Raw genomic sequence first — 16,184 nt, forward strand, 5'->3', positions numbered from 1 at the left:
ATGATCTTATTTAGAAAATTAGATCATCTATTATGCAATACCCGCTTAACCTTAAACATAAATTAAAAGATAAACTCTCGCTATAAAACACTACGCTTCAATTCAAATTATTCACAAAATCATTTTGCTTTATTGTTAAAAACTCGTCTAAATTAATCCTAAGCACTATCGCTTACCTGATTCAGATGACAATTATGAAAAAAGTCGCAACAATTCTAACAGCAGGATTATTCACCGTATTAAGCGCAAGTGCATTTGCCTGCCCGAAAGGAACTCAATTACAGGGTGGCACAGGACCAAATCATAAAGGTGGCAAGTGCGTAGCAGCAAATGTCGTAAAAACCCAAAAAGAAACCACGAAAGCAAAAGATACAATGAAACATGACACTATGAAAATGTCATCGGATACTAAAAAAGCAGCAACAACATCAACCACACAAATCAAGCAGGAAGCCGCAAAAACAGGAAAAACCTCATAACCCCAAACTCATGATAGCTTTAACCAGCTGAAGCGAGATTCATCATCTCGCTTTTTTATTTAGGTGAGGTATTGCCTAAAGCTGGATTATCAATTGCATCTTTACACTGTGCCTTGTCTCGTTCGTAGTCAGCTTGCTTTTGCGTTGACGAACTCACATTATCTTTAACATCTCTTGCCCAAGTATCTAGACTGGTCAATGCTTTACGGCATAGCGCATATTTTCCTTCAGTCACAGAATCCGTCATTTTGACATTAATTCGCCAATCGGTACTGAGTTGTCGTAATGGTTTTCTGACTTTATCTTCGATCTCAGCAGATTGTTTATTGTAGACAATTGGATCAATTTCATTAATCAGCTTCCAAGCAGCTTGTGCGTAACTTGTTGCATCATTATTAAGTTTGGGAGCTGCTTTAATTTCCACTTTTTTTTCTGGCTGATTGCTTGAATGATCACATGCAGTCAATAAAAGGCTGCTAAACAACATTATTGTCGCTACATGAGTTTTTGTATTAAACATATCAAATCGCCAATGGAACATCTGCGCATTATGCTAGTCAATTCAGCAACAATACACAATCGTTGTTACTTATTTATCCCATAGAACAATCTACGCTCTAAAGAATTGATTTAATGCCAATATCATTTAAAGTGGTGAAATAAAAATATCATGTGAATCAAAATTTCTAATCTTAATTTTGGAATAACTTATTTATGTCTCAAATCAAAATTTATGCACTACATCAAACGATTCAACAATTTAGAACTCAATTGTCAGATGCTATTCACCAAGCACTGGTTACAAGCCTCGATTATCCTGTAGAAAAAAAATTTCAGCGCTTTATTGCTTTAGCCCCAGAAAATTTTATATATCCAAATGATCGCAGTGAACAATATTTGATTATTGAAATTTCAATGTTTGAGGGGCGAACAACTTCGGCAAAAAAACAATTTATTCAATCAATTTTTTCTAATATTCAGCAGCAATGTGGTATTTCCCCACAAGATATTGAAATTACAATTTTTGAAACCCCAAAATCAAATTGGGGAATCCGTGGTCAAAATGCAGATGACTTACGACTTAACTATCAAGTCAATGTCTAAACAGATCAACACGATGATAAGTCATATTTTTTGTCTAACAAAACCTTGTTTTTTTGTATCAGGCAAGCTTAATTCATCAAAAAGTTCTGCTATGCTTAACCACAAATTACTCAGGATAGGATTACACGCATGAGCGTCACTCTTGGAACTCCACTTCAATCTTCTGCATTTAAGGTTTTACTGTTAGGTTCTGGGGAGCTAGGTAAAGAAGTTGTGATTTCTTTACAACGCTTAGGTGTCGAAGTTCATGCCGCAGATCGTTATGATCATGCACCAGCCATGCAAGTTGCACATTTTTCTTATACCTTGAATATGGCTGATCCAACTGAATTAAAACAACTCATTGAAAAAATTCAACCCAATTTGATTGTTCCTGAAATTGAAGCGATTGCAACTGAAGTGCTTGTAGAAATTGAACAAAGCCAAACAGCAACCGTTATTCCTTCAGCTAAAGCAGTCAATCTCACAATGAACCGCGAAGGAATTCGTCGTTTAGCTGCTGAAGAACTCGGTCTACCAACATCAGCTTATCGCTTTGCCAGTACTTTAGAAAGTTTCCGCGCGGCATGTGATGACATCGGTTATCCAAACTTTGTAAAACCTGTGATGTCATCATCGGGTAAAGGTCAGTCTCGCGTTAAAAGCTTTGATGAAGTTGATGCCGCTTGGGAATATGCGATGCAAGGCGGTCGTGTTAACCAAGGTACAGTGATTATCGAATCACAAATTGATTTTGATTTTGAAATCACCTTATTAACAGTTCGTGCAAAAAATCCTAAGACTGGCGAAATCGAAACACATTTCTGTGATCCGATTGGACACCGTCAAGATGCGGGTGACTATGTCGAAAGCTGGCAACCTCAACCAATGACTGCTGCTGCCTTACAAGAAGCTAAACGTATCGCACACAAAGCAACAACTGCATTAGGTGGCTGTGGTATCTTTGGTGTAGAACTATTTATCAAAGGCGATAAAGTTTGGTTCAGCGAAGTTTCCCCTCGCCCACATGATACAGGTCTCGTAACTTTAGCTTCTCAATTCCAAAGCGAATTTGAATTGCATGCGCGTGCTATTTTAGGTTTACCTGTTAATACAGCTCGCCATAGCACTGCTGCAAGTGCCGTGATTTATGCAGGTGTAGATGCGAATAACCTCAGCTTTGATGGCTTGAATCTTGCTTTAGCCAATCCGAATACTGACTTACGTTTATTTGGTAAACCTGAAGGTTTTAAACGTCGCCGTATGGGAGTTGCAACAGCACGTGCTGAAACAACAGACCAAGCACGTGAATTAGCGCAACAAGCTGCTGACCAAGTGAGCGTACACACAAACTGTTAACTTAAATTGAGTAGACCCATTTTCATGATCAATACATCTCCTTTGCTGAACTATGTCACCAGTCATCATGATATTAAAGCCATTAATCAATGGCGAACAGATGTAGAAAAGCAATTACAAGAGAGTTATGAAAATGGGCAAGCTATTCGTGAAGTGATTAAGGCTCGTTCCAACTCGATTGATGAGGCCTTAGTCTTTTTATGGAATCATGCTGAATTAAATAAAACTGAATTAGGTTTATTTGCGGTCGGAGGATATGGCCGTCGCGAAATGCTACCCTATTCAGATACCGACATTATGATTTTATCTGAAGATGAAATCAGCGAAGAACAAGAAAAACTGATCTCAACTTTTATTTCATCCTTATGGGATGTTGGTAATTTTAAACCTGGTATTAGCGTTCGTACGATTCAAAACTGTGTTGAACAAGCAGCGAATGATTTAACTGTTGCTTCAACTTTAATCGAGGCACGTTTAATTACAGGCAATGAACAACTGGCTAAATGGCCACGTCGTATTGTCGCCCAAACATGGACAGATAAAACGTTCTATGATGCCAAAATGGTGGAACAGAACAAGCGCTACGCTCAACACAATAATACTGAAAGCAATTTAGAACCAGATATCAAAAATGCACCTGGCGGTATTCGTGATATTAATCAAATTGGTTGGATTGCCAAACGTCACTTCCGTGTCAATCGTATTTATGATTTAGTCCACTTAGGCTTTATTACTGAATTTGAATTAGGCGTACTGGAAGAAGCTGAAAGTTTCTTATGGGAGATTAGAACCCATTTGCATCGTATCGCTAAACGAGATGAAAACCGATTATTATTTGAATATCAAAGAGATATAGCAGCAAAATTTGGTTATGTTCGCGAAGAAGGTCAACCTGTGAACTTTGCAGTTGAACAATTCATGAAACGTTATTATCGAACAGCTCAACAAGTTTCAACGCTGAATGAGATGTTACTTGCCTATTTCAATGAATCAGTCATTACTCCTCGTCTGCCTGATTATGAACGCCAAATTATCGACATTAATGACCGCTTTAAAATTGTAGACGGCAAACTCGCTGTTCAGCATCACAAAGTATTTTCTGAAGAGCCGAGTGCAATTTTAGAACTATTCTATCTGTTAGCCAATCGACCAGAAATTACAGGCATACGTGCCCGTACCTTGCGTCTTCTTGTGCTCGCAGCAAAACGAATTGATCAACGTTTCAGGGACAATCCAGAACATCAAGCATTATTCATGTCAATTATTCGCTCACCGCACTTATATGACACGATGGTGGCGATGAAACGTTATGGCGTACTAGGGAACTACATTCCTTCGTTTGGACAGATTACAGGATTAATGCAGTACGATCTGTTCCATATCTACACTGTAGATGCACACACCTTATTATTGCTCAGAAACTTAAGTCGCTTTAAAGAACCTGAATTCGCTAAAGAATTTCCTGTGGTGAGTTCAGTATTCCAACGTATTGCGCGTCACGATATTGTCTATATGGCAGCAATTTTCCATGATATTGCGAAAGGTCGTGGCGGTGATCACAGTGAATTAGGCGCACTAGATGCAATCGAATTCTGTCGCACGCATGGTTTTACTGAACGTGAATGTAAACTTGTAGCATGGTTGATTAACAATCATCTACTCATGTCCCTTACTGCACAGAAAAAAGATATTTCTGATCCAGATGAAGTCAAAGAATTTGCCGAAAAAGTCGGTGATATGGAGCATCTAGACTATCTCTACACCCTAACTGTCGCGGATATTAATGCCACCAATCCTAAACTTTGGAATACGTGGCGTGCTTCCCTTATGCGCCAGTTGTATACCTATGCGCGAGATGTCATTCGTTCAGGCTTAGGTCGTCCTGTTGACTATCAAATGTTAATTGAAGACACCAAATTTGCTGCCAGTGAATTATTGGTCAATGACTTCTCTCTCGCGGAAGTCGAAAAAGTTTGGCAAGAGCTTGGTGATGAATACTTCGTTAAAGAATCAGCCAATGAAATTGCATGGCATACTCAAGCGATTTTACAGCATGGCGATAACCCAGAGCCTTTGGTTTTATTACGCGCACATCGAAATGCTGCGGATGACGCCGTTCAAATCTTTATTTATACCCGTGATCAACCGAACTTATTTGCGACCACGGTTGCTGTCTTAGATCGCATGAATCTTGATGTTCAAGATGCAAGAATTATTACTGCAACCACCTCATTTAGTTTAGACACCTACTTAGTCCTTGATCGTTTTGGCACATTACTCACCGACCCTGATCGTGAACGTAAAGTGAAAGCTGCCCTTGTAGATGCACTGAGCCATTCAGATCAATATCCGGGTATTATGCAACGCCGCATTCCACGTCATTTACGTCATTTCGATGTACAAAATACCGTGGATATCGTACTGAATCCGACGTTACAACAACATATGGTTGAAATCTCAACACTCGATCAACCGGGTCTCTTAGCTCGGATTGGGGCATTGTTTATGCTCCAAGGTTTGGATATTCACTCAGCAAGAATTGCAACACTAGGTGAAAGAGCCGAAGATATTTTCTTTGTGACCAAGAAAAACGGTATATTACTCACCCATGAAGAGGTGAAAGCTTTTGCGGAAACGTTGAAAGCAGCTTTAGATGAAGCATCGAATCAAATTTGTAATCCATCTTAAAATCCCCTGAATCCCCCTTGGGTATGATGATCATGTCGTATCTTTGGGGACTTATAACGCTTATTTTGGGTAATTGTTTAAATGAACTCCAGCTTGTCTTTATTGCATCCCTATCCTTTTGAAAAGTTAAATCAACTTTTTAAAGATGTGCAACCTGCCAATTTACCATTGATTCCATTATCAATTGGTGAACCAAAACATCCTGCACCAGAGTTCGTTAAACAAGCAATCATTGATAATTTTGCACATTTGTCGACTTATCCTAATAGTAAAGGGCAACCTGAACTGCGCCAAAGTATTGCACAATGGCTTAGTAATCGTTTCAAACTGAATCATATTAGTGCAGAAGAACATATTTTGCCTGTTTCTGGTACACGTGAAGGTATCTTTTCTTTTGTGCAAGCCTTAATTAAACGCGAAGATGCACCGTACATCGTGATGCCAAATCCGTTCTATCAAATTTATGAAGGTGCTGCATTATTGGCAGGTGCAAAGCCTTACTTTATCAACTGCACCGAGGAAAATGGTTATTTAGGCGACTTTGATGCCGTTCCTGCAGAAGTATGGGAAAATACAGCATTATTATTCGTCTGCACACCGGGTAATCCAACAGGTACTGTACTTTCAAAAGAGCAATTCAAAAAGTTGATTGCACTTTCTGATCAATATGGTTTTGTGATTGCTTCTGATGAATGTTATTCAGAGTTATGGTTTGATGAAGCACCGATTGGACTTTTAGAAGTTTGTGCTGAAATAGGACGTGATGATTATAAAAATTGTATCGTATTCCATTCCCTTTCTAAACGTTCAAACCTCCCGGGTATGCGTTCTGGTTTCGTTGCAGGTGATGCGGCACTCTTAAAACCTTATTTGCAATATCGTACCTATCACGGCGCTGCGATGCCTGTTCAACATCAATTGGCTTCGATTGCGGCATGGAATGATGAGGCACATGTAGAAGAAAATCGTCAACAATACCGTGCTAAATTTGATTTATTCCAAACAGAGTTAGGACATTTACTACCTTTACAAAAACCTGATGCAGGTTTTTATTATTGGTTAAAAGTTGATAATGATGAAACTTTTGCGAAAATGTTGATGGAAAAAGCCCATATTAAGGTGTTACCTGGTCGCTATTTATCTCGTGATACCGAACAAGGTAATCCGGGCGAAGGACACGTTCGGATGGCATTAGTCGCAGATTTAGCACAGTGTGAAGAAGTGGTAAAACGACTAAAAGCGATTCTTTAATCAATAAAATATCTGAAGAATCTATGTCAAAGTATAGATTCTTCAGTAGCTCATGAAAGCTGTCCAATCATCAATATGGTGGCAATCAAAATCATTAAGCTCCCCGAAATACGACTGACTATTTTTACAGCTTGAGGTCGTGTACTTAATAATTTCTTCGCTGCGATTCCAACCAAAATATAAACTACAGCACAACTTAGCAAATGAATCATTCCTAACACAATAATTTGTGCTGTTGGGGAAAGTGCGACTTTGGGATGGATAAATGGAGGTAATAAAGCGAAGAATAACAACAGCACTTTAGGGTTTAATCCACTAATCCCCACTCCCTTAATTAGCCATGATTGAGCAGATTCAAGTGACTGATTTTGTTTAGTCTCATTTGAAATCACCACGGGGCGAATCAATAGACTTATACCCATCCAAAATAAGTAACAAGCACCTGCAATCGTCATGGTACTTAAAAGAATAGGATAATGGTTAAGCAAAGTGCCAACACCAGCTGCAACACATAAAATAGCGATTAAGTGACCCAACACCAAGCCCATCACCGCTGTCATAACAAACTGCCCCTTTATGCCAGCTAGAATCGCATAAGCCCAATCTGCACCCGGTGTTAAAACAAATAAAATTGAAACACACCAAAAAGCAAAAATTACACTTAGATCCATATCAGACACCTACTCGTCATCATTATTATTTTTCACCATTTGGTGAAAATAGATTTGAGAGAATAGGCTTTAATGCTTAAAATGTTATTCCAAATGTTTGCTTGTTTTTAAACCCAAAAGGTAGATTATTCCAAATGGATCGTATTGATAAGAAAATTATTGCTGAACTACAAGTAAATGGACGATTATCTATCACCGAATTAGCTGAAAGAATAGGCTTAAGTCTATCCCCTTGCCATCGCCGAGTGAAAGCTTTAGAAGAATCTGGGGTCATTAAGGGCTATCATGCCGACCTTGAAGCGTCTCAAATTGGCTTTAATTTTGCGGCAATTATTTTTGTGACTTTAAAAGATGGTGATAAGCGGGCTTTGTCTAGCTTTGAAGAAAAGGTCAGTGAAATTGCAAATGTGATTCAAGCACAGCGACTGTTTGGCAATCCTGATTATTTGTTGCATGTGGTGACCAAAGATCTGGCAAGTTTTCAAAAACTTTATGACGACAGTCTATCTGCTTTACCGAATGTACAGCGCCTTACCTCCACGATTGTAATGAAAAGCGTGGTGACTAATCGCTTACTTCCTTTATAGCAATCTGAAATTATAGCGAGTGATTACTTTATAAGCCGTATCCTATTATATTGTGTTGAAACTCGCCCTTTATTAATTTTTTCATCTATCAGTTTACTATTGACCATCTGTTGAAATCTTCGTCTATACTTAGGCCATCAATATTTGGCGATTATGGAAAGATGGCTTCTCAAACTCCCCAGAAAACTAAGAAAAAAATTTGGTTTATTTTAGCGATCATTGTTGTTTTTCTAATAATCGCAATCATGTTTTGGCAAACAAATAAAGCCAAAAACTCAGCAAATATGGAAAAGCGCAAAGGGGCAAATTCAGCAGAACAAAAAGCAGCTCTGACGGTAACGGTAGTTCAACCTGAACAGCAAAATTGGAAACAAAGCTTTACTGCAAATGGAAACATTGCAGCATGGCAAGAAGTTGTCATTGGGAGCGAGCTATCAGGTCAACGGCTTACTCGTGTCAATGTGAATGTTGGTGATGAGGTGAAACGCGGTCAAGTTTTAGCTGAAATCAACAGTGAAACAATACGTGCTGACCTCGCAGCAGCTCAGGCAAGTTATGCTGAAGCACAAGCTGTTTTAGCTGATGCGATTACCAATAACAAACGTATTCAACAGCTTAAAAATACGGGTGCAATTTCTGCTCAAGAATCCACGCAATATCAAACCTCACAAGCGACTGCACAAGCTCGTCTTGATGCAGCTAAAGCTCAAATTGAAAGTCATCAATTACGCTTAGCTCAAACTCAAGTGGTTTCACCTGATAATGGTGTTATTTCAGCACGAACTGCCACGGTTGGATCTCTAGCACAAACAGGGCAAGAATTATTCCGTTTGATTCGTGACCATCGACTCGAATGGCGTGCCGAAGTCACTTCTTCTGATTTATATAAACTTAAACAAGGGATGACTGCACGAATCATTTCTCCTGATCCTGCCCAAGCGACGGTTACAGGCAAGGTTCGAATGATAGCACCTGTGATTGACCCACAAACTCGTTACGGTTTGGTTTATGTCGATATTCCAACAACTCAAGCAGTTCGTATGGGTATGTTTGTGAAAGGTGAATTTGATCTCGGTGAAAAATCTGCTCTCACTATTCCGCAAACGGGGTTATTACTACGAGATGGTTTTTCTTATGTGTTTATTGTTGATCACAATAATCGTGTAACACAGCAAAAAGTCACTGTAGGTCGCCGCTTGGGTGATCGCGTTGAGATTATGGATTTACCTACTCATGTAAAATTGGTTTCTTCAGGAACTGGTTTCTTAACGGATGGGGATTTGGTCACTGTTGCTAAAGATATTCCTGACACACCTCTCAGCAAACAGCTTGTGACCACACAGGAGAAATAAGATGAATTTCTCTGCTTGGTCAATCCGCAATCCAATTCCGGGCATTTTATTGTTTATCATGCTTGGTTTGGCAGGATTGTTATGTTTTCACTGGATGAAAATACAACAATTCCCAGATATTGAACTTCCGATGGTCACCGTAAGCGCAGCGCTACCGGGTGCTGCCCCACCACAACTTGAAACAGAAGTTGCACGTAAAATTGAAAACTCGATTGCCTCTTTGCAAGGTTTGAGAAATCAATACACCAATATTCAAGATGGTGTTGTTACGGTTACAGCAGAATTTCAACTCGAAAAACCACTCCAAGAAGCGGTTGATGATGTTCGCAATGCAGTGTCTCAAGTTCGTTCTGATTTACCTGCCGATTTACGCGATCCGATTGTCAGTAAAATCAATTTGTCAGGCTCGCCAATTCTTACCTACACCATTCAATCACCGAAAATGGATGAAGAAGCACTGTCATGGTTCGTTGACTATGATATTGCCCGTGCCATGTTACAAGTGAAAGGTGTCGGTGCGGTTGCCCGTGTAGGTGGTGTGACTCGTCAAGTTGAAGTTGAACTCGACCCTGAAAAATTACTGGCATTAAATGCAACTGCTACAGATATTACCCGTCAATTACGCTTGATTCAGCAAGACGCCTCAGGCGGTCAAACCAAAATTGGGGGCAGCGAACAGTCAATTCGTACTATTGCAACCGTCAAAACGGCTGCAGAGATTGGTGCAATGGATCTTGCGCTCAGTGATGGTCGCCATATTCGCCTTGATCAAGTTGCATCTATTCGTGATGGAATTGCAGAACGACGCTCTGCTGCGCTATTGAATGGTAAACCTGTGATTGGTTTTGAAATTACTCGCAGCAAAGGTGCCAGTGAAGTCGATGTTGAAAAAGGTGTAGCTCAAGCATTAGAGAAACTAAAAGCCTCACATCCTGATATTAAAATTACAGAAGCTTTTAACTTTGTTAAACCAGTTGCAGATAACTACAAAGGTTCGATGTCGCTTCTTTATGAAGGGGCAATTTTAGCAATCTTGGTGGTTTGGCTATTTTTACGGGACTGGCGTGCAACCATCATTGCTGCAACTGCCCTGCCACTGTCTATTTTACCTGCCTTGATTGGGATGTATTACTTCGGATTTACCCTAAATACCGTGACCTTACTCGCCATGTCATTGGTTGTAGGTATCTTAGTCGATGATGCAATTGTTGAAATTGAAAATATTATTCGGCATCTGCGAATGGGAAAAACACCTTATGAAGCCGCTATGGAAGCTGCCGATGAAATTGGTCTAGCGGTCATTGCAACCACCTTCACCTTAATTGCAGTATTTTTACCAACAGCGTTTATGAGTGGAATTGCAGGTAAGTTCTTTGTTCAATTCGGCTGGACGGCTGCATTGGCAATTTTTGCTTCTTTATTAGTTGCACGTCTGCTTACACCAATGATGTCGGCTTACATTTTAAAACCGTGGATTGGTCAAATTGACAAGCAAGATGAAACTGTAGACAACCAAGCAAAATTAGATCATGGCACAACAAAATTAGCTAAAGATCGCGCCAACGATGGACGTGTCATGCGTGGCTATATGCATTTAGTCACATGGTGTTTAAATCACCGTTGGGTCACTTTATTTGGAGCGATTGCTTTTTTTGTTGGCTCAGTGATGCTGATTCCTCTACTACCTACTGGTTTCGTTCCACCACCAGATACAGGGCAAACCCAAGTTCGTCTAGAACTCGCACCCGGTTCACAATTTGTTGATACCTTAAAAACAGCAGAATATGCACGCAATCTGATTAAAGATCATCCTGAAATCAAGAGTATTTATACAACCATTGGTGGTGGTGCAGCAGGAACAGATCCTTTTTCAGGGGGAGCTTCGAGCGAACCAAGAAAAGCTACATTAACCATTCAAATTACTGAGCGCTCTGATCGAAGTGCTAGCTTGCAAGAGATTGAGAATCAGATTCGTCAACGTTTAGCGCCATTGCCGGGTGCACGTATTCAAGTCGGTTTAGCAGGAAATAACACCCAGTATCAACTTGCACTTTCAGGCGATGATCCAGAAGCTTTGATGTCGACTGCACGCCAACTTGAACGTGAATTACGAACGATTCCAAATATCGGAGGTATTACCTCAAGTGCAGCATTGATTCGTCCTGAACTGGTGATTCGCCCTGATTTTGCCAAAGCCGCAGATTTAGGTGTGACCACCTATGATATTGCTGAAACTTTGCGTATCGCCACCGCAGGTGATTTTGATCAGAATCTAGCAAAATTAAACTTATCTCAACGTCAAGTTCCCGTTGTCATTAAACTTCCTTTGGCTGCTCGCCAAGATCAGGAGTTAATGAAACGCTTGATGATCAAAGGCAGCCACGGCCCTGTGATGTTAGGTACGATTGCAGATGTGAATATTGAAAGTGGACCATCGCAAATTGATCGCTTCAATCGTTTGCGTAATATCAATTTTAATATCGAGCTGAATAATCAACCGTTGGGTGATATTGCTGCTAAAGTCGATCAACTTCCAACCATGAAAAATCTACCGCCAACAGTTAAACGTACCAATATTGGTGATGCTGAAGTCATGCAAGAGTTATTCTCAAGCTTTGGTTTAGCAATGTTGACAGGTGTATTGTGTATCTACGTTGTTCTTGTTCTTTTATTCAAAGACTTCCTACAACCGATCACAATTCTGGTCGCTTTACCTTTATCTCTTGGCGGTGCATTCGTATTATTGCTTTTAGCAAAAAGTAGCTTTTCGATGCCAAGTCTCATTGGTTTGATTATGTTGATGGGGATTGCCAGTAAGAACTCGATTCTACTGGTTGATTACGCCATTATCGCAAGAAAGGAAAAAGATTATTCTCGATTGAATGCGTTGTTGGATGCCTGCCATAAGCGAGCACGCCCAATTATCATGACAACTCTAGCAATGGGTGCAGGTATGTTACCGATTGCGTTGGGTATTGGAACAGATCCGAGTTTCCGTGCACCAATGGCAATTTCTGTTATTGGTGGGTTGATTACCAGTACCTTCTTATCGTTATTGGTTATTCCTGTAGTCTATACCTTCATTGATGATATCAACCGTAAATTACACAGCTTTAAAAAAACAAAGCCCACATCAATTGAACAGTCTTAAGCAATATTCAACAAAAAAGACGGTCAAATGACCGTCTTTTTGTTGCTCAATATTATTTTTTTGCTAATGCATTTTCAATATCTGCTTCTAAGGCATCTGGTTTAGTCGTTGGAGCATAACGCCCTAAAACTTCGCCATTACGCCCAACAAGAAACTTGGTGAAGTTCCATTTGATATTGCGACTACCTAAAATGCCTTTCGCTTCACGCGTTAGAAATCGAAAAATAACATGTGCTTCAGGACCTTTTACATCGACCTTTGCAAACATTGGAAAACTTACACCATAATTTCTTTGACAGAATGCGCCAATTTCTTTATTCGTGCCGGGATCCTGACCACCAAATTGGTTACAAGGGAACCCTAAAACTTCTAAGCCTTGAGCTTTATATTTTTCATGCAACTTTTCAAGTCCTGCAAATTGTGGCGTAAAACCACACTTACTTGCAGTATTTACAATTAGCATGACCTTGCCTTTATAATCAGCGAGCGCTTTTGTTTCTCCCTCTAACAATTCAGCTTCAAACTGATAAATGTTACTCATGGATAGGTTTCCTCATCATTCTTTTCTTCTGTTTTAAGTTGTAATGATGCCGAATTCACGCAATAACGCAGTCCTGTCGGCTGTGGGCCATCCTCAAACACATGACCCAAATGTGCATCGCAATCATGGCAGACAATTTCCGTTCTGACCATACCATGCGATAAATCTTCATGTTCTTCTATCGCCACACTATCAATTGCTCTATAAAAGCTCGGCCACCCACAACCGCTATCGTATTTCGTTTCAGATGAAAATAGTTCTGCACCACAACATCGGCAGACATAAATACCATGCTGTTTGTTATTCCAATATTGTCCTGTAAATGCTGGTTCTGTACCTTTCTGACGAGTAATGCGATATTCTTCTGATGATAGTTCTCTTTGCCATTCCCGGTCTGTTTTATTGACTTTTCCCATAACCTACACCTTTTATTCTGATGTTAAAAATATATCGATGATCAGGTTTTATATTTACGCCATTCATAACAAAAACTCTAGTCTCATAACGTACAATTTAGTGAAATTTAAGCATTAATTTTCAATAGCAAAAAGAAAGCAATTCAAAATTAAGAGGTAAGCAAATTTTAACAAAACCATCTTTCTTGTAAGCAAAGATAGTGTTATTCTTGTTGGGCACGGTTGTATAGGACAAAAAATGTCTCAGAAAAAAAGTGTGGTTTTTCAAAAACTCTTACCAACAATTAAACAATATCAACAATCAGGTTTTACCTATGAAAAAATTGTTGAATTACTTAGAGATCAACATGATCTTGATTTGGTAAGTGTCGAAACCTTTAAAAGTTATTTATACCGATATGCAAAAGTGAATCCGGCTATGTCTAAAAATACTGTTACATCCCACTCCGCTCAATCAAGTCGTGAAATCAAGAAATCATCGAAACTTGAGCATGTTTGCTATGACATTCGTGGACCAGTATTACGCGCCGCCAATGAAATGGAGGAGCAAGGACACAAGATCATCAAGCTCAATATCGGCAACCCTGCACCGTTTGGTTTTGAAGCTCCACAAGAAATTATCAATGATGTTGCATTAAACCTACCGAATGCGGTTGGTTACACAGACTCAAAAGGGATCTTCCCTGCGCGTAAAGCCATTTGCCAGTATTATCAGCAAAAAGGCGTTTTTGATATGCACGTTAATGATGTGTATGTCGGAAATGGTGTGTCTGAACTGATTGTGATGGCGATGCAAGGCTTACTGAACGATGGCGATGAAATGCTCGTTCCTATGCCTGACTATCCATTATGGACAGCAGCAGTCAATCTGTCTGGCGGTAAAGCTATTCATTATAAATGTGATGAAGAAAACTATTGGTATCCTGATCTTGCGGATATGGAAAGCAAAATCACAGCAAATACACGTGGTATTGTTATCATCAATCCAAATAACCCAACAGGTTCAGTTTATCCACGTCATGTATTAGAGCAAATTGTTGCTTTAGCAAAAAAACATGATTTGATTTTATTTGCTGATGAAATCTACGACAAAATCATTTATGACGGCATTGAGCATGTTGCAGTTGCAGCTTTAGCTGGCAATCAACTTTGCATTTCATTTAATGGTTTATCAAAAGCCTATCGTATTGCTGGTTATCGTGCAGGTTGGATGGCGATCACAGGTGATAAATCACGTGCAGCAGACTATATTGAAGGTTTAGACATGCTTGCTTCAATGCGTTTGTGTGCAAATCATCAAGCACAATATGCAATTCAAACTGCACTCGGTGGTTATCAGTCTATTAATGATTTAATTCGTCCAGGCGGTCGTCTGTATGAACAGCGTAATATTGCATGGGAAATGTTAAATGAGATTCCTGGTGTAAGTTGTGTTAAGCCTGACGGAGCAATGTACTGTTTCCCAAAACTTGATCCTGAGATTTATCCAGTTGAAGATGATGAAAAACTGATGTTAGATCTATTAAAAGCTGAAAAAGTTTTATTGGTTCAAGGCACAGGTTTTAATTGGCCAACACCAGATCATTTCCGTGTAGTGTTCTTACCTGCTGAAAATGAGCTACGTGAAGCAATTAATCGTTTAAGCCGTTTCTTGGCGAAAATACGTTAAGCAAAATTGGCAATAAAAAAGGAAGCAAATCGCTTCCTTTTTTAAGAACCTATCCAATATTAATTTCATTCTTTTTTGGCAATTGGAAAAATAATTTGTTAAATTCTCCCCCATGAGAAAACCATATCCCAGCGACATTAGTCGAGAAGCCTTTAAAGAAATTGGGTGGTGTTCTAAAAAGTATGCTCATAAGAAAAGGAGGCAAGGAGGAACAATTCAGCTATATTTAAATGTGTGAAAATCGAAATAGAACTTCATTGTCCTCGATGCCAGAGTACAAGTATAAAGAAGAATGGCATTAAATACGATGGTAAGCAAAACTATCGTTGTAAAGAATGTAATAGGCAGTTTGTGGGTGACCATAATTTGACGTATTTAGGCTGTCATTCAAAAGCGGTCAAATTGATTTTGCTTATGCTTGTGCGATGTTGTGGCATTCGGGATATTGCAAAGATTACGAGGTTTAGTATTGGCAAGATACTTAAAACGCTTACACAATCAAATCATGAAATAATTCCTCAAAGAACTCATTATAAATGCTTGGAAGTTGATGAATTTTGGACATTTGTAGGCAACAAGAAAGATAAGCATTGGCTACAGTACGTCTATGATAGAAGTAGCGGAGAAATAGTGGCTTTTGTATGGGGAGGAAGAGATGCTCATACAGCACAAAGGCTAAAAAACCGTTTAGAAGAACTGGGCATTACTTATGATTGTATATCGAGTGATCATTGGGAAAGTTTCATCAAAATTTTTAAGCCGGACCAAGAAGGGAAATATTATACAGTCGGGATAGAAGGAAACAACTGCCGATTAAGACACCGCATAAGGCGAGCAGTAAGAAGAACATGCTGTTTTTCGAAGAAGGTATTGAATCATGTAAAAGCTTTTAATCTTGGATTCTTTTACATTAACCACAGTTTTGTATAGTGATGTT

General features: G+C 39.4%; 14 protein-coding genes. 10 read left to right on the forward strand and 4 right to left on the reverse strand.

Annotation, left to right across the window (positions count from 1 at the left end; translation table 11 throughout):
* The first annotated feature begins 194 nt into the window (after positions 1-194).
* Entirely contained in the window at positions 195-479 is a 285-nt protein-coding gene (locus tag ACN19N_RS09160) for a hypothetical protein (RefSeq protein WP_269230111.1), read from the forward strand.
* A 55-nt stretch (positions 480-534) separates the two neighbouring features.
* Here the strand turns inward: ACN19N_RS09160 and ACN19N_RS09165 are convergent, their stop codons facing one another.
* Positions 535-999, reverse strand: coding sequence for a hypothetical protein (locus ACN19N_RS09165; protein WP_046738536.1), 465 nt, complete (start codon positions 997-999; stop codon positions 535-537).
* Positions 1,000-1,193: 194 nt separating this feature from the next.
* Between ACN19N_RS09165 and ACN19N_RS09170 the strand changes: the two genes are divergently transcribed.
* From ACN19N_RS09170 to dapC, 4 genes are all read left to right on the forward strand, one after another.
* A complete protein-coding gene (locus ACN19N_RS09170; protein ID WP_269230109.1) occupies positions 1,194-1,583 on the forward strand; it encodes a tautomerase family protein in 390 nt (129 codons plus the stop codon).
* Positions 1,584-1,703: 120 nt separating this feature from the next.
* Entirely contained in the window at positions 1,704-2,921 is a 1,218-nt protein-coding gene (gene purT, locus ACN19N_RS09175; protein ID WP_420002372.1) for a formate-dependent phosphoribosylglycinamide formyltransferase, read from the forward strand.
* Between the two features lie 24 nt (positions 2,922-2,945).
* Positions 2,946-5,609, forward strand: a complete 2,664-nt coding sequence (glnD, locus tag ACN19N_RS09180) for a [protein-PII] uridylyltransferase (RefSeq protein WP_420001176.1) — start codon at positions 2,946-2,948, stop codon at positions 5,607-5,609.
* An 81-nt stretch (positions 5,610-5,690) separates the two neighbouring features.
* Positions 5,691-6,860: a succinyldiaminopimelate transaminase gene (gene dapC / locus ACN19N_RS09185; protein ID WP_269230107.1), complete on the forward strand. Its 1,170-nt coding sequence runs from the start codon at positions 5,691-5,693 to the stop codon at positions 6,858-6,860.
* Positions 6,861-6,910: 50 nt separating this feature from the next.
* On the opposite strand, the gene ACN19N_RS09190 is transcribed toward dapC, so the two are convergent.
* Positions 6,911-7,531, reverse strand: a complete 621-nt coding sequence (locus tag ACN19N_RS09190; RefSeq protein ID WP_420001177.1) for a LysE family translocator — start codon at positions 7,529-7,531, stop codon at positions 6,911-6,913.
* Positions 7,532-7,665: 134 nt separating this feature from the next.
* Here ACN19N_RS09190 and ACN19N_RS09195 point away from each other — a divergent pair, with 134 nt between their 5' ends.
* The 3 genes from ACN19N_RS09195 to ACN19N_RS09205 all read left to right on the forward strand — a co-directional run bounded on the left by ACN19N_RS09195 (position 7,666) and on the right by ACN19N_RS09205 (position 12,621).
* Positions 7,666-8,118, forward strand: coding sequence for an Lrp/AsnC family transcriptional regulator (locus tag ACN19N_RS09195; RefSeq protein ID WP_241283461.1), 453 nt, complete (start codon positions 7,666-7,668; stop codon positions 8,116-8,118).
* Between the two features lie 161 nt (positions 8,119-8,279).
* A complete protein-coding gene (locus tag ACN19N_RS09200) occupies positions 8,280-9,470 on the forward strand; it encodes an efflux RND transporter periplasmic adaptor subunit (RefSeq protein WP_420001178.1) in 1,191 nt (396 codons plus the stop codon).
* Between the two features lies 1 nt (position 9,471).
* Entirely contained in the window at positions 9,472-12,621 is a 3,150-nt protein-coding gene (locus ACN19N_RS09205; protein WP_420001179.1) for an efflux RND transporter permease subunit, read from the forward strand.
* Positions 12,622-12,673: 52 nt separating this feature from the next.
* Here ACN19N_RS09205 and ACN19N_RS09210 read toward each other — a convergent pair whose 3' ends face one another.
* Both ACN19N_RS09210 and msrB read right to left on the reverse strand, forming a co-directional pair.
* Positions 12,674-13,162, reverse strand: coding sequence for a glutathione peroxidase (locus tag ACN19N_RS09210; RefSeq protein ID WP_087536210.1), 489 nt, complete (start codon positions 13,160-13,162; stop codon positions 12,674-12,676).
* A complete protein-coding gene (msrB, locus tag ACN19N_RS09215) occupies positions 13,159-13,578 on the reverse strand; it encodes a peptide-methionine (R)-S-oxide reductase MsrB (protein ID WP_269230103.1) in 420 nt (139 codons plus the stop codon). Before msrB ends, ACN19N_RS09210 begins: the two co-directional genes overlap by 4 nt.
* A 238-nt stretch (positions 13,579-13,816) precedes the next feature.
* Here msrB and ACN19N_RS09220 point away from each other — a divergent pair, with 238 nt between their 5' ends.
* Complete coding sequence (locus tag ACN19N_RS09220) at positions 13,817-15,247, forward strand: pyridoxal phosphate-dependent aminotransferase (RefSeq protein ID WP_420001180.1); 1,431 nt, start codon at positions 13,817-13,819, stop codon at positions 15,245-15,247.
* Between the two features lie 234 nt (positions 15,248-15,481).
* A complete protein-coding gene (locus ACN19N_RS09225) occupies positions 15,482-16,177 on the forward strand; it encodes an IS1 family transposase (protein ID WP_269228301.1) in 696 nt (231 codons plus the stop codon).
* Positions 16,178-16,184: the final 7 nt, after the last annotated feature.

The organism is Acinetobacter sp. LF10 (assembly GCF_048585715.1).
GTDB lineage: Bacteria > Pseudomonadota > Gammaproteobacteria > Pseudomonadales > Moraxellaceae > Acinetobacter.

Bases quoted from the DNA above. Each gene is read 5' to 3' on its own strand.
- ACN19N_RS09210 (WP_087536210.1), bottom strand. From the start codon at position 13,162: ATGAGTAACATTTATCAGTTTGAAGCTGAATTGTTAGAGGGAGAAACA.
- ACN19N_RS09205 (WP_420001179.1), top strand. From the start codon at position 9,472: ATGAATTTCTCTGCTTGGTCAATCCGCAATCCAATTCCGGGCATTTTA.
- ACN19N_RS09170 (WP_269230109.1), top strand. From the start codon at position 1,194: ATGTCTCAAATCAAAATTTATGCACTACATCAAACGATTCAACAATTT.
- dapC (WP_269230107.1), top strand. From the start codon at position 5,691: ATGAACTCCAGCTTGTCTTTATTGCATCCCTATCCTTTTGAAAAGTTA.
- ACN19N_RS09220 (WP_420001180.1), top strand. From the start codon at position 13,817: ATGTCTCAGAAAAAAAGTGTGGTTTTTCAAAAACTCTTACCAACAATT.
- msrB (WP_269230103.1), bottom strand. From the start codon at position 13,578: ATGGGAAAAGTCAATAAAACAGACCGGGAATGGCAAAGAGAACTATCA.
- ACN19N_RS09195 (WP_241283461.1), top strand. From the start codon at position 7,666: ATGGATCGTATTGATAAGAAAATTATTGCTGAACTACAAGTAAATGGA.
- ACN19N_RS09160 (WP_269230111.1), top strand. From the start codon at position 195: ATGAAAAAAGTCGCAACAATTCTAACAGCAGGATTATTCACCGTATTA.
- ACN19N_RS09165 (WP_046738536.1), bottom strand. From the start codon at position 999: ATGTTTAATACAAAAACTCATGTAGCGACAATAATGTTGTTTAGCAGC.
- glnD (WP_420001176.1), top strand. From the start codon at position 2,946: ATGATCAATACATCTCCTTTGCTGAACTATGTCACCAGTCATCATGAT.
- ACN19N_RS09190 (WP_420001177.1), bottom strand. From the start codon at position 7,531: ATGGATCTAAGTGTAATTTTTGCTTTTTGGTGTGTTTCAATTTTATTT.
- ACN19N_RS09200 (WP_420001178.1), top strand. From the start codon at position 8,280: ATGGCTTCTCAAACTCCCCAGAAAACTAAGAAAAAAATTTGGTTTATT.